At 67.3% G+C, this 24,125-nt stretch carries 15 protein-coding genes; 9 read left to right on the plus strand and 6 right to left on the minus strand.

Annotated elements, in window-relative coordinates; all coding sequences use genetic code 11:
• Positions 1-12: 12 nt before the first annotated feature.
• Positions 13-465, minus strand: a complete 453-nt coding sequence (locus ASD62_RS03765) for a hypothetical protein (RefSeq protein ID WP_056914817.1) — start codon at positions 463-465, stop codon at positions 13-15.
• 707 nt (positions 466-1,172) lie between these two features.
• Here ASD62_RS03765 and ASD62_RS03775 point away from each other — a divergent pair.
• On the plus strand, positions 1,173-1,631 hold the full coding sequence (locus ASD62_RS03775; protein ID WP_056914819.1) for a hypothetical protein: 459 nt from the start codon (positions 1,173-1,175) through the stop codon (positions 1,629-1,631).
• Between the two features lie 381 nt (positions 1,632-2,012).
• Positions 2,013-2,495: a signal peptidase II gene (locus ASD62_RS03780; protein WP_056914820.1), complete on the plus strand. Its 483-nt coding sequence runs from the start codon at positions 2,013-2,015 to the stop codon at positions 2,493-2,495.
• Between the two features lie 1,034 nt (positions 2,496-3,529).
• Here ASD62_RS03780 and ASD62_RS03785 read toward each other — a convergent pair.
• Positions 3,530-3,835 (minus strand): hypothetical protein, encoded by a 306-nt coding sequence (locus tag ASD62_RS03785; protein ID WP_056914821.1) that lies wholly within the window; start codon positions 3,833-3,835, stop codon positions 3,530-3,532.
• Positions 3,836-5,673: 1,838 nt separating this feature from the next.
• On the opposite strand from ASD62_RS03785, the gene ASD62_RS03795 reads away from it, so the two are divergent.
• From ASD62_RS03795 to ASD62_RS03805, 3 genes are all read left to right on the plus strand, one after another.
• A complete protein-coding gene (locus ASD62_RS03795) occupies positions 5,674-8,316 on the plus strand; it encodes a FlgD immunoglobulin-like domain containing protein (protein WP_162254750.1) in 2,643 nt (880 codons plus the stop codon).
• Between the two features lie 580 nt (positions 8,317-8,896).
• Positions 8,897-9,817 (plus strand): IS110 family transposase, encoded by a 921-nt coding sequence (locus ASD62_RS03800; RefSeq protein WP_369818747.1) that lies wholly within the window; start codon positions 8,897-8,899, stop codon positions 9,815-9,817.
• Positions 9,818-10,336: 519 nt separating this feature from the next.
• Entirely contained in the window at positions 10,337-13,354 is a 3,018-nt protein-coding gene (locus ASD62_RS03805; RefSeq protein ID WP_157581318.1) for a TrlF family AAA-like ATPase, read from the plus strand.
• 438 nt (positions 13,355-13,792) lie between these two features.
• On the opposite strand, the gene ASD62_RS03810 is transcribed toward ASD62_RS03805, so the two are convergent.
• Both ASD62_RS03810 and ASD62_RS03815 read right to left on the minus strand, forming a co-directional pair.
• Entirely contained in the window at positions 13,793-14,188 is a 396-nt protein-coding gene (locus tag ASD62_RS03810) for a hypothetical protein (protein WP_235529028.1), read from the minus strand.
• Between the two features lie 204 nt (positions 14,189-14,392).
• Positions 14,393-15,631: a helix-turn-helix domain-containing protein gene (locus ASD62_RS03815; RefSeq protein WP_056914825.1), complete on the minus strand. Its 1,239-nt coding sequence runs from the start codon at positions 15,629-15,631 to the stop codon at positions 14,393-14,395.
• A gap of 134 nt (positions 15,632-15,765) precedes the next feature.
• Here ASD62_RS03815 and ASD62_RS03820 point away from each other — a divergent pair, with 134 nt between their 5' ends.
• Entirely contained in the window at positions 15,766-17,556 is a 1,791-nt protein-coding gene (locus ASD62_RS03820; protein ID WP_056914826.1) for an NAD(P)/FAD-dependent oxidoreductase, read from the plus strand.
• 106 nt (positions 17,557-17,662) lie between these two features.
• Here the strand turns inward: ASD62_RS03820 and ASD62_RS03825 are convergent, their stop codons facing one another.
• Positions 17,663-18,622, minus strand: coding sequence for an SDR family NAD(P)-dependent oxidoreductase (locus tag ASD62_RS03825; RefSeq protein ID WP_056914827.1), 960 nt, complete (start codon positions 18,620-18,622; stop codon positions 17,663-17,665).
• Positions 18,623-18,683: 61 nt separating this feature from the next.
• On the opposite strand from ASD62_RS03825, the gene ASD62_RS03830 reads away from it, so the two are divergent.
• From ASD62_RS03830 to ASD62_RS03840, 3 genes are all read left to right on the plus strand, one after another.
• Positions 18,684-19,028, plus strand: coding sequence for a nucleoside triphosphate pyrophosphohydrolase (locus ASD62_RS03830; RefSeq protein WP_056914828.1), 345 nt, complete (start codon positions 18,684-18,686; stop codon positions 19,026-19,028).
• A 25-nt stretch (positions 19,029-19,053) separates the two neighbouring features.
• On the plus strand, positions 19,054-19,617 hold the full coding sequence (locus ASD62_RS03835; protein WP_056914829.1) for a DinB family protein: 564 nt from the start codon (positions 19,054-19,056) through the stop codon (positions 19,615-19,617).
• Between the two features lie 115 nt (positions 19,618-19,732).
• Positions 19,733-21,118 carry an HNH endonuclease signature motif containing protein gene (locus ASD62_RS03840; protein ID WP_162254751.1) on the plus strand — a complete coding sequence of 462 codons (1,386 nt, stop codon included), beginning with the start codon at positions 19,733-19,735 and terminating at the stop codon, positions 21,116-21,118.
• Between the two features lie 125 nt (positions 21,119-21,243).
• Here ASD62_RS03840 and acnA read toward each other — a convergent pair whose 3' ends face one another.
• Positions 21,244-24,036, minus strand: a complete 2,793-nt coding sequence (acnA, locus tag ASD62_RS03845) for an aconitate hydratase AcnA (RefSeq protein ID WP_056914831.1) — start codon at positions 24,034-24,036, stop codon at positions 21,244-21,246.
• Positions 24,037-24,125: the final 89 nt, after the last annotated feature.

Raw genomic sequence — 24,125 nt, forward strand, 5'->3', positions numbered from 1 at the left:
CACTTGTCCTGGTCAGTGGTTTCCGCCGATGCCCTCGCCGTCGAGGCCGTATGCGACCCTCGGGTCGCTGCTCGCCGCCCACCGGCCCACCTTGGGGTCGAAACCCCCGTCTGCCCACAGGGAGTCGTCTTCGGGCTGCGGCTCGGCACCGTCCCAGTAGGCGTAGCCGCCGAACAGCCCGAAGCAGGACTCGGACCTCAGCACGCGTGCGGCCAAGTTCTGGAGCGTGTCCGGCGGCAGGCCCATCCGCAGCTGCCCGGGGGACCGGCGCTCACCGCTGGTCACCAGGTGGGCGATCTTCAAGTGGTCGCGGGCGGTCAGGTGATCACCCACGAGGAAGCTGCTTCGAAGGGACGCTACCAGCGCCTCTTGGTCAGCTTCCGACAGCAGCGGTATCGCTTCGAGATGGGCGGCTTCGAGCGCGTCGACCGGGGCCGTGCGCAAAAGGTAGCGGTACTGGCGCACCACGGGGTCCTCGGGTGCGACGGCCGCGTCGGCGTGAGGGTCCTGCGGCCCTTTGCCGAAACTGAATCGGCTCATTACTCGAAGATAGGAGGACACGAAGCAACACGCCAGTACTCATGGCGACAAACCATCAGCAGAGCCGTGAAGACTGGCAGGGTCGGAAGGCGGCGGTGTGACGCAGTCGCGGGCAGCCCTCACATATCGCGGCCGCGCTTACCCTGGGCTGCGGCTACGTTGTTGGGCCTAGCAAGTCCCGGACCACGTCGAGCCCCAATGCCGCGATGCTCTCGTAGAGGGAGTCCTCGGCTGCGTCTGCTCGGGAGTTGCCCTCAGTAGCATCGCGTAGGGCGAAGGCCGCACGCGCACGAGCGAAATCAGACTCATCCTGGAGCGGCTCCCCCTCGGCGTCCCGAGACCATCCTTGCGAATCCACGGCCGCCGACCACGCGGTGAGGTCGGTTTCCCGAGGCGGCAGTGACAGGTCCGTCTTCCTGACCGCTTCGAGTGCGATCCGACCGACGAGCTCCGACTGCCGGTCAGGCGAGAGGCTGCGAAACCGAGCCGCGACGTCGGGATGGACCTGCTCGAGGCGAGTGCTAACGATCAACATCCAACACCAGAACGGTGCCCAGTCGCCTCGGACGTTGAGGCCGAGACGGTGTGAGCTGATGCTGGCCGGGAACCGACGGTGCGTGGTGTACTCCTGCATGGGCATCGTGCTGGAGCCGCCGACCGCAGCGGCGGGCGTCCACATCGGCGTCGGGCGGGCGGAGGCAGCCCGACAGTGCGCCGTCCACGGGGACCCCGAGACCTTCCACCGCGGTGATGAGACCGTCCCGTCCCTGATGGTGCGAGCGAGATCGGGACCGACCATTTTCGTCTATTTCGATGACGCCGACAGGGTCAACGCCGTAGAGCTCGGCCGTCCCGACAACGGCGAGAGCGTGACCTTCCTCGGCATCGATGTCTTCGGCACGCCCGCAGACGAGGTCATCGAGGCTCTGGATCCGCACGCGGAAGTGAACGTCACCGATGGCGGGCACTCGGTCACCGCGCCGAGCCTGCACATCGCTCTCTGGCGCCCGACGGTGCCAGAGAGCGCGGAGGACCCTGAGGGCCGGTACTTCGAGTCCGTCCTTGTCGCCAAGCCGGGGTATGACGGCTGAGCCCCTTGAGGACCCACGCGGCGTCCGGCGCCCCGGCCGCTCACACCAGCCGGACGACCCCCAAGAACTCCCCGCGGCAGACAGCCCGGTTCGCGGCGGTATGACGTAGAAGATGCTAAACAACTGGGATGATTTGGGCCCCGGCTGGCTTCGCGTGCCCGCGCACCTGCGTTTAAGTAGCACACCCGCCTAGGGGCTGCGGTCGAGAGCAGCGGGGCGCCGCCCGTGCATCCGATTCGGATCGGATCGGCCAGGCTCTTTGGCGGAGTTGGAGTCCGGGCTCTACATGGCCGCCGACGTGACGTAGGACAAACGCGGGTGCTGGACATGTGCGCTGCGCTGGGATGGTGTGCACAGCCCACTGCAGGGGAGGCCACTTCGATGCCCGCAACTGTCACGCAGCCGCGCACGTTTCGCACCTCCTTGTTGTGGGCAGGGCTGGGTAGCGGGGCCGTCGCCGGTATGGACCTGCTGACTAAAGCTGTCGCCCAGCGGCGCCTGCCAACGCCTTCGGTTCTGACCAACGACGAACTGAGCCTGGGTGTAGCTGGTGGCGCCGCGGCGGTACTGGTCCTGCTGATGGCGCTCGGGGTAGGCGTTGCCGCAGTGGTGAGCTGCCGGGCCATTGCAGCGGGCCGCGTGTCTTGGTGGCCGGTCGCGCTCGTGCTCGGCGGTGCCGGGGGGAACCTGGTGGACCGGGCGCTGAACGGGTCCGTGCGGGACTTCATCCCGGCAGGCCCGGTGGTGCTCAACGTCGCGGACATCGCGGTCGTGGTGGGCATGGTCGCTGCAGTGCTCGCATGGCGGCGGGTCGCAGTCGATACCCGACCCCACGACGCCATCCCCAGTCGGGGGAGGAGGTGATGTTCATGTCTGAGCGCATCCGCAGGATTGCAGCCGTGGCAACCGTTTCGTGCGGGGCTGCGCTGCTAGCCCTTCTGGAGACCGCGCCGAGGATCAGGACCGGCTGAAGCGGGCACCGCGGCCGCCGGGCGCACGGACCGGCCCAAGGTCCCATGCACCGATGGTCGAACAGCAGATTCCAGCCCGCAGCAAGGAAGGAGGTGAACATCATGAGCAAAGCCCGTCGCATCCTCACCTACGTGGGGGTCAGCCTGGCACCCGTCGCGTTCCTCATCCTGGAGACGGCCGGCAAGAACAGCCCCTGAAGGTCCCGATTCCGGGACTGGTTCGCATAGGACCACGGCCCCTCGAAAAGACCGCCTCAAGACCCCCCGGAGGGGGTGAACCTGATGAGCAGAGCCCGTCGCATCCTCACCTACGTGGGAGTCAGCCTGGCACCCGTCGCATTCGTCGTCCTGGAGACGGCAGGTAAGTGGAGTCCCTAGGCCATGAGTAGTCAGCGCGGTCCTGACCCGGAGGGCCGGCAGCGAGCAGCTGAGCAGGTCCTTCGGGTCGGTCGGCCGAACGAAAGCGGTTCACGGAACGGAACGGACCACTACTGGCACCGGTAGCACGTCAAGGAGCAATCGCGAACCTCGGCGCGAGAGCAGTGAGGATCCCAGGCCGGCCGCCCTAATTTGGCCGAGGGCAGAGCCACCGGCACGCTGCCAACCCCAGAGGAACAGTGGGAGCACGCGCCATATCTCGAACGTCGATACGGTACGTTCGCCTCCGGTCTGCCCGACGATGTCAACGGCTCTGTGCCGCCCCCTTTTTCGTTGATCGCTCATCGGCTATGAGGGGACGTCAACTTGCCCCGACGCAGCGAAGTGTGGGACCTCCGCTCATTGGCGGATCCGGTAAACGCAGTCGCCCACGACGCGGCGGAACGTCGGACCATCAGCAGCGCCCAAGTAGCTCACGCTTCTGGACCCTATGCACCTACCCCCCATTTCTTCAGCTGAGCGAGTCAGCCGACATTTGGGAGCCGGGGGTCAGCCCTCCGGGGCGCTGGCGCGTTCAGCCCTTTGCATCAATGCCCCCGCCAGGGCGGAACCCAACGCCGGCAGTCCGAACAGAAGCAGAGGGGCACCCCAGACGTGGCTGACAGACAAAGGACCAACCGAGATGCACGTATCGATGCAGAATGTGCCGAGTGGGCCGAGGTCCGAGCAGTTGCATGGCTCACCCCACCAATCCCAGGCCAAGTTGGCAACCGCGATGCCCAACAAGACGCAACCGAAGGCCACCGCGATCAAGACCACCACATAGGCCCTGCGCCCAACTTCGCGGATCTTCATCGACGGCACGTTACCGAGTCGCAAGCGCCCCGAACAGGGCTGAGAAAGCAGCCGCTCGATCGCTCTCGTGACCCTGAGCGGGCGACAGGCGAACGCAGGCGGCAAGTCCCGGTGTTTGAGCCGCAATCCCCAGCGCGGCGACGTGACGCGGCTCCTGATCGGTGGGGCGAGCTGGCCTGCGGACAAAGGGCGCCTTGAGCAACGCGGCGAGGCAACTCGCACGACGGGGCAGCGGCCTCGCAGGAGTAGCGTGAAGGATTGTGAACAACCCGGGCAAGAAGCCGTGGGCCCTTATCCCCGGCATTCTGATCGTGCTGACGGTTGCCACCGCTCTCCTACTGGTGGTCGCCATCCTACTGACCAACTAGTTCGGGTTGAGATGGTGACGACCTAAGTCGCCGTTTCCGCCGAGTCTCAATTGTGCTGCCCAGGTGTAGAGAGCCGAATGCGGCGGTTAGACGCACCGTCTCTGCTGACGTAACCACACCGGTGCTGAGTCACGACCATCCCCACGGCTCTGACATGCATGCGTGGAATGCTCAGCCAGGTGACTCGCTATTGGCCCTTCGTCTCATCTGTCCTTCTTCTAGCTGGTTCCTCGATTCAGTTCGTCCTGGCTGCCCGTCATTCGGCCGTGACGGAACGCGATGAGCTGGCGAGCGCAGAGTTTCGCAACGAGAAGCGGCGAGTGAAGCTGCGGGAGCAATGGAACGCGTGGGGATGGAGCGCCCTCATGGTCGGCACCGCGATTGGGACGGTCCTTGCGTGGCCCTAACGAGCCCTGCAGACGGGCAGTGGCGGCGGAGGGACTCACCTCCGAAACGGTGGGACCTCGCTCAGAATCCGCGTGCCGTGGCAGCTACGTGGTTGGGGCGCCCGCCCCTCGAACGAGAGAGACCCCTATACCCAGAACCGCGCCAACGACCGCGGTCATGGCAGCAAAGGCTGTCCCCGAATAGAAATCGCCTACGACGGTATGGACGCACTGCAAGTTGAGCGTGGACTTACCGAGGACCGTGTCACTCGTGATGGAACTACACACCTGGCATAGGGAATCGAATGAGAAGACGCCGGCCAGCCCACCGATTAGGGCGCCAACAGTAGCCCCCGGAGCCCATCCGATCAGTTGGCCAAGGCCAGCCCAGTTCACGCTTCATCGTAGCCGATGTGATGGCATTGAAGGCGGCTGAACAGAGCGGCCTCCGGGGCAAGCCGACCATTCGGCTCCAGGGCGGCACGTCGAGTTGAGCGGCACGCGGCGGTAAGACGTCAGTTCCTCTGAGGCAACTCAAATGCTTGTGCACTCTTCCGGCAGGATGTCCCCGTGGCCTGGGTAGGTGAGCAGGTCTGATGAAGGGACCCGACATGGTTGCCGTTTTGATGGACCGCCTGCCCCCATAGGAGCGCCCCGCCGCGGTGCTAGGCCTCGTCGAGCATCTCGTCATTTCGGAGGAGAGCATCTAGTCCGCGCCGGTCGCTGGCAGCGTGATTGATGCCGCAATTTGAGATTATGTTGCGGTTTCTCGAAGGTGCGGGCGCGCGCGACCAGTGTGCTGATATATCTCGCCAAGTTGAACGCGATCTGGTCCCGAGGCGGGGCGAGCGTTCTGATCGGAGTCATTGTGAATCGGGCACGGCGGGCGACGGTTTTCTTTACGGCGGCGGCGGTAGCCGCCGCCCTCGGGCTAGTCGCGACCCCCGCAGTGGCGGACCCACCGGACACGGTCGCGGTTGCTCAGGCTGCGGCCACGTCGACGAGCATGATTCCCGTACTCGTTTCTGGCGGGACGACCATCGTTGCGGGGTCGCAGCTGTACAGAAGCGTGGATGGCGGACCCTTGACTTCGTTCGCGACCAGTGACCCGGGGTGGGCGTCGTCGGGCACGAAGCTGTACTCAGTAGACGGAGCGACTAACCAGCTCACCCGTCTCGATCCGCTGACAGGAGCGAAGACGTCAGAGTTGCTGCGCGATGGCGCGCTCGACTTCGTCAGCGACGACGGTTACCTCTTGGGCCAGTACGACAGCGTCCAGGACGTGCTCTACTCGGAGTACGTCCAGAGCGGTGTCGTGTACCGGCATGACCGCGCGACGGACACGTCACCGTGCGCACTTGACGCGACGGCCATCATCTTCTGCCAGGACAAGACTCTCGCCGACGGCAGCAGGACCCTCACCATCACCTCGGTTCCGCCGAAGGGCGGAGCTGCCACGGTGCTGGGTACTGTGCCGATGGTTGGCTCTAGGCCACATATCAATGTCACTCCCTCGTCCGTCGTGCTTCTTGCGTGGGACTACGCCACCACGGCAACTGTGTACCGGTTCTCTCGATCAGGTGGCGCGCTCAGCAAGGTCACCGTGCCAACCCCGGATTACCCCGTGTGGGCGGCGAACGACACCGCGACCCTCGTCAACAGTCCTTTGCCGCATCTCATTACGGGCAACACAGTTTCGTCCGTGCCGGTGCCATCGGGTGTGGCTCTTGGTTACATCGCCGCTGGCCCTTCCGGGTTCAAGGTGTGGGGGTCCGGTGTTGGTGTAAGCGGGCTGTACGCGGTGAGCACAACGGGAGCCGTCGGGCCGCGTGTGGCGAGCCCGGCAGTGAGCGTCGGTCCCACCTTCTTGCATCTGAATGCGGGTCGCCTATGGGGGGCTGACCAGCGGCAGGATGCAGTGCGTCTGGGCGCTGCGCCCGAGACCGTGTGGAGTCGTGCGCTCACGTCGCCGGTCGGCAGCGAGTCGGTCTTCCCCGCCAAGGCCGCATTCTGGTACGGCTTCGACTTCGCCACCGCGGGACGCACGTACCTCGAGACAGGCTTGGGCAGCCCAGCACCGGACGCGTACGACGTGACGTTCTTCGATGGACAGACCAAGACGTACATGGCTCACGGTTCGGGAATCATTGCGGCCAGCGGTCCGTACGTCGGGCTCTTGAACTACGGGGCGGGTCCCTCGGCGTACACCATCAGGCGCGCAGATGGAGCGCTCCTGGCAACTCTTCCCGATGGATCATCGAGTGTGGCGCTGTTTGGCTCGCGGCTGCTCTACTCCTATTCGGGCAAGCTCTACATTCGTGATCTGTCAGCTGCGACGAGTGCCACCAACCCGAAGTCACTGGGAATGTGGTCTGACACTGCCGGCGCTGTGAGCATGTGGGGTGACCGGCTGGCGTACTTCGACGGGGCCAGTGCGATCAAGGTCCGGGATGCACGCACCGGCACCGTCACCGGCTCCCTGACCGCGCAGCCCGACACTCTGAAGGTTGACGACGGCATCGTCGTCTTCAACGAAGGCAGCACGCTCAAGGCGTGGAACGGAGTCAGTGGCAGCGCCCCGGTTGTGATCACGACCGATTCCGACCCCTTCGCGTGGGATGTCGAAGGCGCAAAGGTCGCCTGGGTCGGGAACAGCGATCAGCAGGCGCGGGTCGGCTCGCTTCCAGCGACCCTGAACGCTGGAAAGTCGAAGCCTCGGCTGCTGGGCCTGATGGGTTTGCCGAGCGTGTTCGCCCCGAACGTCTCCGGTCAGTCGACGACCTGGTCGCCGCAGATCGACCTCACCAAGAACCTGTCCTCGTGGTCGCTGGTCATCAAGAACTCCGCTGGCACTGCTGTACGCACCCTGACGGGCGGCACCACCACGAACGCTTCGATCCGGTCTGCCATCTGGGACGGCAAGAGCGGTGCAGGAGTTTTGCAGCCCAACGGCTCCTACACCTGGACGCTCACGGGTGTGGCCAGCGACGGTTCTGGTTCTCCGGTGGGCATCGACGGCACTTCGGTCATCGCCGGGTCGCTCAGGATGGCCACACAGGCTCCAAGCGCGGCCATGACCAACGCCGCACTTGCCTCAAGCGTGTCAGCGACGACGACCGCTCCCGTTACGTGGAAGGCGGTGAGCCCCGCTCCGGGTACGACCACGTCGTTCGAGGTGCAGGCCCGAGTGGTGACCGTGTCATCAACCGGGACGCGGACTTACGGCGCCTGGACTGCGTTCAGCTCGGGCACGGCCGCCAGCAAGCCCTACGTCGCCACGGCGAGTTCGGTGCGTCAGTTCCGGGTACGCGCCAAGGACAACTTCGGCCGCATCGGATCATGGTCCGCTGTCAGTTCGATGCTCTGGCCCACCGATGACCGTTCACTGACTAAGTCCGGCGCTTGGGCGGACGTAACGTCTAGCTCGTCGTGGGCCGGTACTGTCCGGCGCTCCGCGACCTCGGGCGCGGCACTGTCATCCAGCGCGGTCTGGACCTCCGGCATCAGCGTCATCGGTATGAAGGCGGCGAACTCGGGTCGCTTGAAGGTCTACGTTGATGGTTCGCTGAAGGCCACCGTGGACCTGTACTCAGCGAGCACGGTGTACCGGCAGACCCTCTGGAGTGCGCCCGTCACGTACGGCAAGCACACCGTCAAAGTGGTCCTCTCGCCCGTCTCGACCGCCCGCGCTTATGCCTACGTCGATGCCATCGGCTTCTCACGCTGAGACCTTCCCCCGAAGGTGTCAAATCCATACTCGGTAGATCCGGTGCTGCCGAGCAGTGACTATGGCCGTCGCGGCAGGAGCGCACGTCAAGGCCTGTGCAGCGGATGTTGGGGCATGTTTCGGCCGCCATGATGCTTGACGTCTACGCCGGGCTATTCGGTGACGACCTGGACTCCGTTGCGCTCTGCTCGATGCACATGTGCCACAAATGCCCACCGGGGCGAGATTGCGGCGGATCCGAGAGGGCGAAGGGACGCGCGTAGGACGCTGACCTCGGCAAACGATGTCAGGGGCAGGTCGGGCTTGAATCGCCAACCGACCACTCATGAGTTGGCCGGTCGCGACCCTTGCGGCTACTAGACGATTCCTCCAGGGCCGGTGTCTGGCCAGACTTCGTCTAGGTGATCGGCGGGCAGCTCTCCATGCGGCTGCCCACCGGCTGAACTGGTGTGGCTCTCTATCGGTCAGCGGCCCGCCGGTCACCGTGCCGAGGCGTGGCTCAAGAAGGGACTGCCCTGCTCGTAGTAGCAATGCCCACCTCGCCGTCCACCCCGGGAACGAGCGCAGGCGGGAGTAGCACATGCAACACACGGAGCAGATCATCATCGGGGTCGATCCCCACAAGCTGTCGGCCACCATCGAGGTCGTCGACCATCACGAGAAGTTGCTCGGCTCGGGACGGTTCACCACCGACCGGGCCGGCTACGCCGCGATGCGCAAGTACGTCGCCGGGTGGCCGGACCGGGTGTGGGCGGTCGAGGGCAGCAACGGCGCCGGCCGACCGTTGGCGCAGCGACTACTCGAGGACGGCGAGCGTGTCGTGGATGTCCCCGCGAAGCTCGCCGCCAGGGTCCGGTTGTTCGACACCGGTCATAACCGCAAGACCGATGCCCGTGACGCGCACTCGATCGCGGTCGTCGCGGTCCGCACCACGACGTTGCGGGTGCTGCAGCTCGACGGGGAGCTTGAAGCCTTGCGGATGCTCACTGACCGACGTGAGGCACTGACCCGGCGCAGGGTCCAGACCGTTGACCGGCTCCAGGCGTTGTTGGCCGAACTCCTTCCAGGACAGGCGAAGAAGGACATCACTACCGGTCAGGCCAAGGTCATGCTCGCTTCGGTTCGGCCGCGTGACATCGCCGGGAAGACCCGACGACGGATCGCCGCCGAGGAACTCGCGGAGCTGGTCGCGGTCGAGGCCAAGATCAAGAAGGCCACCGCCGAGCTCAAAGCCATCGTGCTGGCCCGCGGCTCACACCTGATGGACCTGCCCGGCGTCGGCCCCGTCGTCGCGGCCCGGGTCCTGGCCGACGTCGGCGACGTCACCCGGTTCGCTGACCGCAACCGCTTCGCGTCCTGGACCGGCACCGCACCCCTGGACGCGTCCTCCGGTGAGCAGAACCGGCACCGCTTGTCCCGGGCCGGCAACCGGCGGATGAACCACATGATCCACATCGCCGCGATCAGCCAGATCCGCCTCGACACCGATGGCCGCGCCTAGTACCAACGCAAACGAGCCGAGGGCAAGAAACCCCTCGAAGCGATCAGGTGTTTGAAGCGAAGGATCTCTGACGCCATCTTCCGGCAGCTCCTCGCAGATGCGCAGATCGATGCGGCACAGCGAGCGTGCGCGGGTCCGGGAGGGCACTGCGGGGCGACTCAAGATCCAGCGCGGTCGACCTACCCCCGCTCATCGACACTTCGGATCAGCCACTTCCCGGACCCGCAATACCGACGCTACGCCCAGCCTCGACGCCCCGGAAGACCCGCGCCGCCAAGAGCCTCGTACCAGCCGGTTGACAACAGAAGGGAGCCGATATGACAGACGGGGCAAGGCCTCACTAGCGATGTCTTGATGCGGACCGGCGCGACAGGCTGGGGCGGTCACGTGACTCAGACCTTTCAGCGCCGGGCGCCGCCGCGGGGCCCCAGGAAACTCCGGGTGGTGCCCCGCTCCACACGTGTGTTGCCGTTACGATCCGCCTACGGTTTCCGTCTTCAGCAGGGTGGGGGATGAAGGGTGAGCGTTGAGCGCGGCAGTGAATGGTCCATTTGGGACCTACACGTGCATACGCCTGCATCGATAATCCAGAACTACGGCGGCGACCAGGTCGAGGTCTGGGACAAGTACCTCCAAGCTCTCGCGGACTTGCCAGCAAGCATCCGCGTGCTTGGGATAAACGACTACTGGTTCATCGACGGATACCGGAGAGTGCGCGCGGCTTGGCTGGCGGGCAGCCTTCCGAACATCGAGCTGATCGTTCCTGTCGTGGAGATGCGATTGGACATTCTCGGTGGGACTGAGACCAAACTCAGTCGGCAGAATCTTCATGTCTTGTTCGATCCCACGATTGAGCCGGATGTCATCGACGCGCAGTTCCTGGCGGCCCTCACCTCCGGCTTCGACTTGTCGAAGGACGACTACCGGGGAAGTTGGTCTGGAGTGGTCACTCGCGAGTCCCTGCAGGACTTGGGGACCAAGATCCTCGCTCTAACCCCCGAGGAAACGCGTGCGCAGATGGCGTCACCGTTGCAGGTCGGGTTCGCGAACTTGGTGATGTCCCGTGAGCGAATCGACGACGTGTTGAAGTCCTCGTACTTCAAGGGCCGCACGCTTCAAGCGCTCGGCAAGGCTGAGTGGTCGGCCATGAGGTGGAATCAATCCGCCGCCCTCAAGCGGGACACGATCGAGCGAGCCGACCTACTGTTCACAGCGTTCGACGATCCGGAACGGTGGGCCCCGAGCGTCGAGGCACTAAGAGCGCAGAACGTCCTGTCCAAGCTTTTCGACTGTAGCGATGCGCACAACTGGGCATCCTCGACTGATAACGCTCGCCTCGGCAACTGCCTAAATTGGATCAATGCGGAACGTTCGTTTTCGGGTTTGCGCCACGCCCTTACGGAGTTTAAAGAGCGAGTCTTCGTTGGAGTACAACCCCAGCACCTCCAGAACGTCAATCGGTATCCAGATCGGTACATCGAATCAGTCTCGATCCGTCCCGTCTCAACAGACGGGGGTGACCAAAAGTTCGACTACTCTCTTCCGCTGAATAGTCAGTTTGTGGCCATCGTTGGAAACAAGGGCCAGGGCAAGTCGGCCCTGCTGGATTGCATCGCACTTGCCGGGGGCAGCCCGCGCCGGAAGGAGTTTGCGTTTCTGAATGAGAATCGGTTCTTGGCACCCCGAAACTCGGACGAGGCGAGTTCGTACACTTCGACGATTGCCTGGCAGAACGGCACCACGTCGTCGCTGAACTTGAAGACGGCCCGAGAGCCGTTCGCAGGAGAAGTGCGAGTCGAGTACCTACCGCAGGCGTTCGTCGAGCGCGTTTGTACGGCCCGGCCCAATAGCGACGCAGCGCGTGACTTCGAGACGGAGCTGAAGAAGGTTCTGTTCTCGCACATTGGCGAAGAGGAACGCGCCGGCGCCCTGAATTTCGAGGACTTGCAGAAGAGGCGAACGGCTGCTCTTGAAGTGGAGCTGCAGAGTTTGCGAGGCGAACTTGGCCAGGATGTTGCGACTCTGCTCGACGTCGTGCAATTCCACCGACGCAACCCGCTGGCCAACCTCCGCGGGGCAGTGGAGCGGCAGAAGGCGGCCGTTGCTCAGGCTGAGAGCGCGCTGGCTGAGGCGCGCACAGAGCTCGCTGCCGCCCAAACGGTTGGGCGGGAAGGCATGGAGGTTGTCGAGCGCCGTGAACGTGCAGACGCCCTTGAGGCTCAGCGAGCTGGGCTTCTGGGAGAACGGGCCACGATCGTTGCCTCCCTTGCTGCAATTCGTGGGACGGAACTCGAAGAGGCGGCTCTTGCCGCTCGAGTGCAGGGGGTTGAAGGAGAGATAGCCTCCATAAACACTCGTATCCAGAGCGACGTCTACAGGGTTCTCGATATCGTTCCTGCCTCGTCGCCGGTACTGCAGCTCATCGCGAGTGAAGACTGGCGTGAGGTAGCGCAGCGTCGCCGGACCACAGCGCTCGAGCGTCTCGCTGCTAGTCAGGCCGACGTCGACGCGCGGCTCGAGGAGTTGCAGCAGCAACTGACCGAGGTATCGCGAGAGCTGGCGCAAATCGACGCGGCAAGAGAGAGCGCGAGACAGTTGGTGCGCGACCGTGAGGCGCACTTGACGGGTCTCATCGGCGCAGACGAGGACCCCCAATCCCTCAGAGGACTTGAGGCGTTGTTGCGTCGCAGGGAGTCAACGCCCGGCCAGATCGCTGACATGCGTGCTGAACTGATGAACCACTCAAGAGCGATTCACGCCAACCTGTTGAGCACGTCAGCACAGGTCAGTGAACTGTTCGCCCCCGTCGAGCGCTTTGCCGCTGAGAACGAGAGTCTTAGTGCGATCGAGATCCGGGCGAACGTCTCCTTAGATACGGCCTCCCGGCTATCCATGCTCCAGGACTCAATCGACCGCAGACGCTCAACGGCGCTGCTACCAACGACCTTGGATTTCCCGGGCGGCGATGTAGACGACTGGGGGTCGCTGGAGGCCCAAGTTCTTAGGCTGGTCGACCTGACTGTCGGAACCCCCGAAGCTCCACTCGACCCGGATACCAACTTCAAGTCGGGATTCTCGGCCAAAGGCTTCTTGATTGACGTCTTGGGAATGACGTGGGTGAGACAACGAGTCGAGTTGCTCAGCGGCGACGCTCCGCTGAGCACGCTTTCGCCCGGCCAACGCGGTCTCGTGCTCCTGCTCTTCTATCTACTGATTGACCGAGGCAGATCTCCCCTACTACTAGACCAGCCGGAGGAGAATCTCGACAACGACACTGTCGCGAGTGTGGTTGTTCCGGCTCTGCGCGAAGCGTCCAAGCGGCGACAAATCATCGCCGTTACTCACAACGCCAATCTGGCTGTCGTCGGCGACGCGGACCAAGTCGTTGAGTGCCGCTACGAAGACGACAGCTTCCATCTTGCCGCAGGTGCGATCTCACAGGTCGACACAGCGGCGAGGGCAGTCCGGGTGTTGGAGGGGACCAAGCCGGCTCTCGAGAACCGCTATGACAAGTTCCGCGGCCTTCCGGCGCAGTAGCCACGCGCTGGCTCCGCCGTACGGCCGATGCTTAGCCGGACTTGTAGTCGAGCTACCTGACGGTCATCCCCGTAGGTCCATTCGAGAATGGACATGAGGCCCGCTACCGGCCGCATCAGGCTCGCGCTGTCCGCCTCGCTGGGCGGCCGTACCTGCGACGACGACCAGGCTGACACCGACGACCTGGACTATCGAGGGGCCTTGGTGCAATACGAGCAATCCGAGGAGGACTCCGAAGGCGGGCTCTAGTGCCGTCAGGGTGCCGAATGCGCGGTGGGTCATCCGACGGAGGGCCAGCAGGTCCAGGGCGTTGGGCAGTAGGGGCAGGAGGAGGGCGGGGCCGGCGGTGGCCGCGACTATCTGGGCGGGATGGGGCAGGTTCTCGAGAGAGTGCGCTTGTTCAGACGTGCTGCAGGCCGAACCGAGAACGCGGCTGGCTCACAACCGAGGGACGTAGCGCTTGCCCTGGAGGGCGTCGTACACGAGCCCGGCGCTGCGGCGGGCCGCCAACAGCCGCACGCCCTCAGCCTCCAGGTCCGCGAGCACCTGGGTCAGCCCCTCGCTGGTGAGGTGGTCGCCGAGCTCGACGCGCACCTCGCGGTACGCCTGTCTCATCGCCACCAGCTGGGCGTCGATGTGCCGCGTCGCCACCCAGGCGAGGGCCACCGGCTGGCGGCGCCACCCCGCATACGAGCGGTAGTCCGACGGGCAGTGGTCGAGCAGCCACGAGACGGCCGGCACCTGCCACCCGGGGCTCTCCGGCGGCGGCACGAGCGGCGGCCAGCCCGGCGGGACCGCCCCGAGGACCTCAGCCCGGCGGGCGCGGCTCGGCACGACCAGCTCCGGGCGGCGTGGCGGACGACCGGGTGTGGGAGTCGCCGCGTTCGAACATGTGTTCGAGTCTAGGTCATGCCGGGCTGTGCGGACAGCCACTCGCGACCGTTCGTGGCTCCGCGGCCACGGATGGTGCTCAGCGAGGGTGACCTACGACCATTCCTGGCTCCGGGGCCATGAAGGGTGGTGCGGACGAGCCCTACCTCAGCGCAACGTCGCGTCGAGCCGGGCCAGCCGCGCGGCATACAGGGAGCTGGCGAGGCTGCCCACGGGCAGCGCCGCGAGCAGGGCCTCGAGGGCGGCCACGTCGTCCGCTCCCCCACCGTCCACCCACCGGGCCAGCAGCCCCGCGTCCCCCGACCGCAGCACCGCCCCGCGCAGCGTCTCGTGCAGCTCGGCCCGCAGGAGGGCCACCTCCAGCGAGCCGGAGCCGGGACGCAGCGGGCCGGCATACCGCTCCAGGGCGCGGGTCAGGTCACCGGCGGCCAGCGCCCGGCGCACGCTCCACACGTCGACGGACACCCCGTCACCGCCGAGGCGGTAGGGCGAGGACTCCAGCCGCGGGCCGAGCACCTCGCGCAGGCGGTGCACCTCGGCGCGGACCGACGAGGGCACCCCGCGGTCGCCGTACAGCGCACCGGCGAGCTCGTCGGCGCTCCAGCCCGGCTCGCGCGACGTCAGCAGGGCGAGGATGTCGGCGCGGCGCGGGGTCAGCTCGTGCACCACCCCGCCAACGCGCACCGTGGGCCGGGCGCCGAGCAGGTTCACCCCGATCTGGGCCACGGCCCGCAGCGCCGGCTGGGACTGCGCCCGTCGCCGGAGCGCGTCGCCGCGCATCATCTCTTCGATCAGTCGGGCCGCGGTGCGCACCAACGCCCCTGCGGCGACAGGCTCAAGCCCGACCGGCGCCGACACGTCGAGCACGGCGACCATGTCACCGGTGCCGGGGTCGGTGATCGGGGCAGCCGAGCAGAGCCAGCCGTGGTGGGAGTGCACGAGGTGCTGCCCGCCGACGAGGTCCACCGCCGAACCCGTCACGAGGCTCTGGCTGATCGCGTTGGTGCCGATCCCGCCCTCCGACCAGTTCGCCCCCTCGACGAACTCGATCGACTCCGCCACCCGCAGCGCTGCCGCCGAACCGATCCGCCACAGCACCTCCCCCGAGACGTCGGTGACCACGACGAGGTGGTCGTCGCTGATCGAGGAGTCCCCGAGCAGACCCGTGACGACGGGGATGTATGGCGCGAGCGGGTGCTCGGCACGCAGCCGCACCGTGTCGTCGACCTCGTGGAACCGGCGGGGGCGTTGGCGTTCGGGGTCGATGCCCTGCGCCACCGCCCGCCGCCACGAGGCGGCGATCTGGTCGCTGACGCGCGCGTCGTCCTCCCCCGCGAGGACCCGGTCGTGCGCCTCGCGGAGCCCCGCGACGCTGCGTCGGCCCATGGCTGCACTCTCGCACGCACACGCCGGTTTCGGGAGTCCCGCGCGTCCCCCTCACCGGCTCACCAGGGCTGCGTGCAACGCCGGTGCAACGCCCCGTGTCGTGGACTGGCCTCCCCGGATGCAAAGGAGCAACCATGGGCACCTCCCCCAGCGACGCCGCCGAGGCGTGGCTCACGTCGTTCGACCAGGCCCTGCAGTCCCAGGACGTCGACGCGGTCACGGACCTGTTCGCGGACGAGTGCTACTGGCGCGACCTCGTGGCCTTCACCTGGAACATCAGGACCATGGAGGGCCGGGAGCAGATCGCCGACATGCTGACGGCGACGCTCGGCCGCGTGCAACCCAAGGGCTGGGCGCTCGCCGAACCGGCGACCGAGGCCGACGGGACCGTCGAGGCGTGGATCGACTTCGAGACGGCCGACGCCCGGGGCCACGGCCACCTGCGCCTCGTGGACGGCAAGGCGTTCACGCTGCTCACGACGATGACCGAGCTCAAGGGCTTCGAGGAGCCGGGTGGTCCGCGGCGGGTCAAGGGCGTCGAGCACGAGATCCACCAGGGTCGGCAGAGCTGGCTGGAGAAGAAGACCGCCGACGAAGCCGCCCTCGGCGACACCGAGCAGCCGTACGTCGTCGTGGTCGGCGGCGGCCAGGGCGGCATCGGGCTCGGCGCCCGCCTCAAGCGGCACGGCATACCGACCGTGATCCTGGAGAAGAACGACCGCCCGGGTGACTCGTGGCGCAAGCGGTACAAGTCGCTGCACCTGCACGACCCGGTCTGGTACGACCACCTCCCCTACCTCAAGTTCCCCGACCACTGGCCGGTCTTCGCGGCCAAGGACAAGATCGGCGACTGGCTCGAGCACTACACCGCGCTCATGGAGCTGAACTACTGGACGCGGTCGGAATGTCTTGGGGCGCAATGGGATGAGGCCGCCGGCGAGTGGGAGGTGAAGGTCAACCGTGACGGCAAGGACGTCACGCTGCGGCCGAAGCACCTCGTCATCGCGCTCGGCGTGAGCGGGTACCCGTTCATCCCCGCCTTCCCCGGCGCGGACACGTTCCGCGGCGAGCAGCACCACTCCTCCCAGCACCCCGGTGGCGACGCGTATGCCGGCAAGGACGTCGTCGTCATCGGTTCCAACAACAGCGCGCACGACATCTGTGCCTCCCTCTGGGAGGTCGGCGCGAGGCCGACGATGGTGCAGCGGTCGAGCACCCACATCGTGCGCAGCGAGTCGCTCATGGACCTCGCCCTGGGCGACCTCTACTCCGAGCGCGCCCTGGCCAACGGCGTGACGACGGAGAAGGCTGACCTGGTCTTCGCCTCACTCCCCTACCGGATCATGCCCGGCGTCCTGAAGCCGGCGTACGACGAGATGCAGGTGCGCGACAAGGACTACTACGACGCGTTGCGCGAGGCCGGGTTCGACCTCGACTTCGGCGTCGACGGGTCCGGGCTCTTCATGAAGTACCTGCGACGGGGCTCTGGCTACTACATCGACGTCGGCGCCTCCCAGCTCGTCATCGACGGCCGGATCCCCGTGGTCAACGGCCAGGTCGACCACCTCACGGAGAGCTCGGTCGTCCTCGCCGACGGCACCGAGCTCCCGGCGGACGTGGTCGTCTACGCCACCGGCTACCAGTCGATGAACGGCTGGCTCGAGACGCTCATCTCCCCCGAGGTCGCCGACCGCGTCGGCAAGGTGTGGGGCTTCGGTTCGGACACCCCCAAGGACCCGGGTCCTTGGGAGGGCGAGCTGCGCAACATGTGGAAGCCGACCAACGTCGACCACCTGTGGATCCACGGCGGCAACCTGCACCAGTCACGCCACTACAGCCAGTTCCTCGCCATCCAGCTCAGGGCGCGGTACGAAGGTCTCGAGACCCCCGTCTACGGGCTGCAGGAGTCGCACCACCCGCGCTGAAGCGCGATGATTCTGGCAGCAGGAGGGCTGGCCACGGCGCGCGCGGCCAGCCCTGCTGCATACCCCTTTGCGGATCGCCCGTATGCCGCGTGGCCGGCCCCCGCGCTCAGGCCAGGTTCTCGCCGGTGGCTCGGACGACGAACTCCCAGAACCGTTGGCGCTGTGGGGCGGTCTCGACCCCGACCGGTGCGTAGTGGGTGGGCCGACGGCTGCGGTCGTGCCAGAAGCCACCGGTGCCGATCGGGTCGTCGGTCGCGACGAGCCAGGTGACCGTGTCGGCCCCCTCTGCCGGTGAGCGCAGCAGCGGGCCCATGACCTTGTTGAACCCGGGCAGCGACTCGGTGACGCCCGGGGTGTCGGCCCAGCCCGGGTGCATGCTGTGGACGGACACGCGGCCGCGCAGCCGGTCGGCCCACTGCTCGGTGATGACGAGCTGCATGCGCTTGGTGCGCGCGTAGGCCGTGACCCCGGAGTAGTCGCCCTCGGCGTACTCGAGGTCGTCGACAGCGAGCTTCTGCCCGTAGGCGCCGCCGGAGGACACGACCACGACCCGTCCCCCGCGCAGGCTGTCGGCGAGCAGGGCGGTCATCAGGTGCGGGCCCAGCACGTGGGTGGCGAGGGTGAGCTCGTGCCCCTGCGCGGTCGTGCGGCGCTCGGGCGGAAGGACGCCGGCGTTGTGCACGAGGGCGTGGAGCTCCGGCACCCGCTTGGTGAAGTCAGCGCAGAACTCGCGCACCGCGTCGAGGTCGCTGAGGTCGCAGGGCGCGATCTCCACCCGAGCCGAGGGCTCGGCCGCCACCAGCTCGGCACGAGCCGACTCCAGGCGTTCGGCGTTGCGCCCCAACAGGTGCACGGTCGCGCCCAGGCCGGCGAGCTGTTGGGCCGCGGCCAGGCCGAGTCCGCCGCTGGCACCCGTCACGAGGACGTGCCGGCCGGCGAGGCAGGCGGGACGCGGGTCCGCGGGCCACCACGAGCGACGGATCCGTGGTCCCAGCCGCGTGTAGCCGAGGACCAGGGACTTGTCCATGGCCCAGTCGAGGGCACGGGCAGCGGGGTTGGGGGGCATGGGATCACCGTACGGGCGACCGGTGGGCAGCGGCGCGTCGGGCAGGACCTAGGGTGTTCCCATGCACGAGAAGCGCCACCGGAAGCTCGTCCGCGACCGGGTCCCCGCCATCATCCGATCGAAGGGCGAGGAGGCGCAGACCACGGTGCTCGCGCCGGCCGAGTTCACCCCGGCCCTCCTCGACAAGCTCGTCGAGGAGAGCGTGGAGCTGCGCATGGCGCCGACCCGCGGGCAGCTCGACGAGCTCGCGGACGTCTGGGAGGTGCTGACCACGGTGGTGACCGAGCTGGGGTTCACCCTCGACGAGGTCGAGCAGGCCGCCTCGTTCAAGCGCATCGTGCGTGGTGGATTCTCCGAGCGGGTGTGGCTCGAGTCGACCTCGGAGGTCCCAGCGGTCAGGAACTGACCGCTTCCCTTCCTAGGCTGGTGTCATGACCACGACACCAGAGTCCAGCACCCAGCAGTCCGCCTCCAGCCGTGAGCGCGCCGACCTCGTGCAGGCACTGCGCAGGCACCGCGACTTCCTGCGCTTCGCCGTGCGAGGGATCGACGACGAGCAGGCCCGGCAGCGCACCACGGTCAGCGAGCTCACCCTTGGCGGCCTCGTGAAGCACGTGGCCGACACGGAGGTCCAGTGGGCGACCTTCATGACGGAGGGCGCCGGCAGCGCCCCGGACATCGACTGGGAGTCGATCGACTGGAGCAACCCGCCGGCGGAGATCGCCGCCTACGCCGACTCCCACCGGCTCAAGGACGACGAGACCCTCGAGGGGCAGCTCGCGCGCTACGACGAGATCGCCCGCCACACCGACGAGCTCGTCCAGACCCTGGACCTCGACACGGACCACGAGCTGCCCAAGGCGCCCTGGTTCGAGCCGGGAGCACGCTGGTCCGTGCGCCGTGCCGTCCTGCACTTGCTGGCCGAGACCTCCCAGCACGCCGGCCACGCCGACATCATCCGTGAGTCGCTGGACGGCCAGAAGACGATGGGCTGAGGCCCTGCGCATCGAGGAACGGACCTCGGGCGTCACACGAATGCTGTTGCGCACCAACGGTTTCAGCGGTATCTGGCACTGCGGCACTGTCAGTGGTCGCACCTACAGTGAGTTCATGGCAGTTGCACCGCAGGAGTATGCCGGGCAGGGCGGGGACCACCCCGCCCGGCCGGTCCTCGGCGCCCTGTCCTCAGCCCTCGTCGCGTTGACGGACTCCCAGCCGGAACGGCTGTGGGCGCTGTCCGAGGGTGAGGTGGTCGGTGCGGTCCGGGCGCTCGGGGAGCTGTCGGCCACCGTGGACGCGCACCTGGTCGCCGTGCTCGCCGAAGCCAAGGCCCGCGGCCTCGGCACGGGTGACGGCTGGGGGCCGGTGGACTGGGCCCGGTCCCTGGCCCCGCTGCTGCCGCTGCGCACGCTGACCGACGCCGACACCGTGGCCCGAGCCGCTCGGGACCCACGGCTCGGTCCGGTCGTCGAGGCCGCCACCGCAGCCGCGGCCAGGGAAATCGGTGACCCCGACACGGCGACCGGGGTGCTTCCGGTCGGCAAGGCGGCCCAGCTCGTCCGCTTCCACCGGTCCGTCGCCGGGCTGGCAGATCCCGACCAGCTCGACGAGGCCCTCGGCACGCTCCTGGACGGTGCCACCGGTCCTCGTGGCCTGAGCGAGCGCGACCTGGCCATCTGCCTGCGCCGCACGGGTGACCTGCTGCGCCCTGATGGGCTCGTCGAGCGCGACGCCGACACGGTCCGGGCGCATCGCTCCCTCACCAAGGCCCGCGGTCCCGTCGGGCTGTCCCGCTACACCCTCCTGCTCGACGACGAGGGCGCCGCTGTCGTCGACGCGGCCGTCGAGGCCCTTGCCCGGCCCCACCGCGACGAGGACACCGGCGAGCTCGACCACCGGACTCCTGCCGCGCGACGCGCCGATGCCCTGGTCGACCTGGTGACCCGCGCCGTGTCGGCCCCTGACGGGCTGCCGCGCCAGGCCAGGACCACGATGCTCGTGACCGTCCCGCTCGAGGTGCTGCAGCGGCGGGCTCGGGGCGCCGGCCTCACCCTCACGGGTGACGTCCTGACCACCGACGCCGTCCGGCGACTGGCGTGCGACGCCGAGGTCGTCCCGGTCGTGCTCGGCAGTCGCGGAGAGGTCCTCGACCAGGGCACCGCCGTGCGGCTGTTCACGACCGCCCAGATCCGCCACCTGTGGCTGCGCGACCGGCACTGCACCTTCCCGGGGTGCAGCAAGCCCGCCCGGTGGACCGACGCGCACCATCTCGTGCACTGGGCCGACGGCGGACGCACCGACATCGACAACGCAGCCCTGCTCTGCCGGGCACACCACACGGTCGTCCACCGGGAACGGCTGCGTGGCGCTGTGGTCGACACCCGACACGGACCGACCGTCGTCTGGGACCTGGCGCCCGGCTCCTACGACACCCGGCGCTTCCCGAGCCCGGGCGCTCGCGCCCTGCCCGGCCCACCGGACCCCGAACGACCCTGATCCCGCCCCATACCCCGCCCCCGGCGGGGCCGCAGCCGTGTCCCCCCAGTGCTTCATGACGCGAGGGGTATGCCGCGTGGTGACCACGCGGCATACCCCTCGGTCGTGTTGCGGGAGAACCGAACTCAGCTGTTGACGAGCGACCTCAGGACGTACTGGAGGATGCCGCCGTTGCGGTAGTAGTCCGCCTCGCCGGGGGTGTCGATGCGGACGACCGCGTCGAACTCGACCGGGTCGGCACCGTCGCGGGTGGCGGTGACCTTGACCGTCTTCGGCGTCGTGCCCTCGTTGAGGGCGGTGATGCCGGAGACCGCGAAGGTCTCGGTGCCGTCGAGGCCGAGCGAGTCGGCGTTCTCGCCGGCCGGGTACTGCAGCGGGATGACACCCATGCCGATGAGGTTCGAGCGGTGGATGCGCTCGTACGACTCGGCGATGACGGCCTTCACACCCAGCAGCCGCGTACCCTTGGCTGCCCAGTCGCGCGACGAGCCCGAGCCGTACTCCTTGCCCGACAGGATGACGAGCGGGACACCGGCCTCCTGGTAGGCGGCCGACGCCTCGAAGATCGTCGTCTGCTCGCCGCCGGACAGGAAGTTCCGGGTGAACCCGCCCTCGACACCGTCGAGCAGCAGGTTCTTCAGGCGGATGTTGGCGAAGGTGCCACGGATCATGACCTCGTGGTTGCCGCGCCGCGAACCGTAGGAGTTGAAGTCCTTGCGGTCCACGCCGTGCTCGGCGAGGTACTTGCCCGCCGGGCTGTCGGCCTTGATCGAACCTGCCGGGCTGATGTGGTCGGTCGTGACCGAGTCACCCAGCTTGGCCAGGACGCGCGCTCCCGTGATGTCCTCGACGGGCGTGGTGTCCATGGACATGCCGTCGAAGTACGGGGGCTTGCGGACGTAGGTCGACTCGGCGTCCCAGTCGAAGGTCTTGCCCTCGGGCGTCGGCAGCGACTGCCAGCGCTCGTCACCGGCGAAGACGTCGGCGTAGTCGGAGGTGAACATCTCCTGGTTGATCGAGGAGGCGATGGTGCGCTCGACGTCGTCCGGGGTGGGCCAGATGTCCTTGAGGAAGACCTCGTTGCCGGACGTGTCGGTGCCCAGGGCCTGGGTCTCGAAGTCGAAGTCCATCGTGCCGGCCAGCGCGTACGCGATGACGAGGGGCGGCGACGCCAGGTAGTTCATCTTCACGTCGGGGTTGATGCGCCCCTCGAAGTTGCGGTTGCCCGACAGCACCGACACGACCGCGAGGTCGTTGTCGTTGATGGCCTTGGAGATCTCGTCGCTCAGCGGGCCGGAGTTGCCGATGCAGGTGGTGCAGCCGTAGCCCACGAGGTGGAAGCCGAGCTTCTCGAGGTAGGGCCACATGCCGGCCTTCTCGTAGTAGTCGGTGACGACCTTGGAGCCAGGGGCCATGGAGGTCTTCACCCACGGCGCCACGGCGAGGCCGCGGTCGACGGCGTTCTTGGCCAGCATGGCCGCCGCCATCATCACCGACGGGTTCGAGGTGTTGGTGCACGAGGTGATCGACGCGATGGACACGATGCCGTGGTCGATCTCGAAGGTCGTGCCCTCGGCCGAGGTCACCGAGACCCTGCGGGACGGGCGACCGGCGCCGTCACCCTGGTCGGCCGGCTTGTCGCCACCGTTGGTGCCGTCGGTCGCGCCCTGCGGCGACGGGTCGCTGGCGGGGAAGCTGCTGGCGACACCGGCGTCACCCTCGTCGTGGGAGACGTAGGTGGGCAGCACCTTGCGGAACGAGGTCTTGGCGTCGGTGAGCGCGATGCGGTCCTGCGGGCGCTTCGGCCCGGCGATGGACGGCACGACGGTGGACAGGTCGAGCTCGAGGTACTCCGAGTAGCGCGCCTCGGGCTGGTCGGGGCCGGCCTTGAGCCACATGCCCTGCTCCTTGGCGTAGGCCTCGACGAGCGCGACCGACTGCTCCGAGCGACCGGTGAGGCGCAGGTACTCCAGCGTCACGTCGTCGATCGGGAAGATCGCGCAGGTGGAGCCGAACTCCGGGCTCATGTTGCCGATGGTGGCGCGGTTGGCCAGCGGCACCTGGGCGACGCCCTCGCCGTAGAACTCGACGAACTTGCCGACGACGCCGTGGTTGCGCAGCTGCTCGGTGATCGTCAGGACCACGTCGGTCGCGGTGGCACCGGACGGGATCGAGCCGGACAGCTTGAAGCCGACGACGCGCGGGATGAGCATCGACACGGGCTGGCCGAGCATGGCCGCCTCGGCCTCGATGCCGCCGACGCCCCAGCCGAGCACGCCGAGGCCGTTGACCATCGTCGTGTGCGAGTCGGTGCCGACGCAGGTGTCGGGGTACGCCACACCGTCGCGGACCATGACGGTGCGGGCGAGGTGCTCGATGTTGACCTGGTGGACGATGCCGGTGCCCGGGGGCACGACCTTGAAGTCCTCGAACGCGGTCTGGCCCCAGCGCAGGAACTGGTAGCGCTCGCCGTTGCGCTGGTACTCGATCTCGACGTTGCGCTCGAAGGCGTCCTTGCGCCCGAACACGTCGATGATCACGGAGTGGTCGATGACCATCTCGGCAGGGCTGAGCGGGTTGATCTTGGCCGGGTCGCCACCGAGGTCGCTGACCGCCTCGCGCATGGTCGCGAGGTCGACGATGCACGGGACACCGGTGAAGTCCTGCATGAGGACGCGCGCCGGCGTGAACTGGATCTCGGTGTCGGGCTCGGCGTTCGCGTCCCAGCCACCGAGGGCACGGATGTGGTCGGCCGTGATGTTGGCGCCGTCCTCGGTGCGCAGGAGGTTCTCCAGGAGCACCTTCAGGCTGTACGGGAGGGTCTCGCTGCCCTCGACCGTGGACAGTCGGTAGACCTCGTAGGACTGGTCGCCGACCGTGAGTTCACCGTGGGCGTTGAAGCTGTTCGTGCTGGCCACTGCCTGCTCCTTCGATGCTCAGTTGTGTGCGTCGTTGCACTCTGATGTCGATCTCGATTTATCTTGACGTCAAGATATCACGTCGGCCG

This window comes from Phycicoccus sp. Root563, from assembly GCF_001427915.1.
In the GTDB taxonomy this organism is placed as follows: domain Bacteria; phylum Actinomycetota; class Actinomycetes; order Actinomycetales; family Dermatophilaceae; genus Pedococcus.

Bases quoted from the DNA above. Each gene is read 5' to 3' on its own strand.
- ASD62_RS03780 (WP_056914820.1), top strand. From the start codon at position 2,013: ATGCCCGCAACTGTCACGCAGCCGCGCACGTTTCGCACCTCCTTGTTG.
- ASD62_RS03840 (WP_162254751.1), top strand. From the start codon at position 19,733: ATGGCAGTTGCACCGCAGGAGTATGCCGGGCAGGGCGGGGACCACCCC.
- ASD62_RS03775 (WP_056914819.1), top strand. From the start codon at position 1,173: ATGGGCATCGTGCTGGAGCCGCCGACCGCAGCGGCGGGCGTCCACATC.
- ASD62_RS03820 (WP_056914826.1), top strand. From the start codon at position 15,766: ATGGGCACCTCCCCCAGCGACGCCGCCGAGGCGTGGCTCACGTCGTTC.
- ASD62_RS03830 (WP_056914828.1), top strand. From the start codon at position 18,684: ATGCACGAGAAGCGCCACCGGAAGCTCGTCCGCGACCGGGTCCCCGCC.
- ASD62_RS03785 (WP_056914821.1), bottom strand. From the start codon at position 3,835: ATGAAGATCCGCGAAGTTGGGCGCAGGGCCTATGTGGTGGTCTTGATC.
- ASD62_RS03815 (WP_056914825.1), bottom strand. From the start codon at position 15,631: ATGGGCCGACGCAGCGTCGCGGGGCTCCGCGAGGCGCACGACCGGGTC.
- ASD62_RS03825 (WP_056914827.1), bottom strand. From the start codon at position 18,622: ATGCCCCCCAACCCCGCTGCCCGTGCCCTCGACTGGGCCATGGACAAG.
- ASD62_RS03835 (WP_056914829.1), top strand. From the start codon at position 19,054: ATGACCACGACACCAGAGTCCAGCACCCAGCAGTCCGCCTCCAGCCGT.
- ASD62_RS03800 (WP_369818747.1), top strand. From the start codon at position 8,897: ATGCAACACACGGAGCAGATCATCATCGGGGTCGATCCCCACAAGCTG.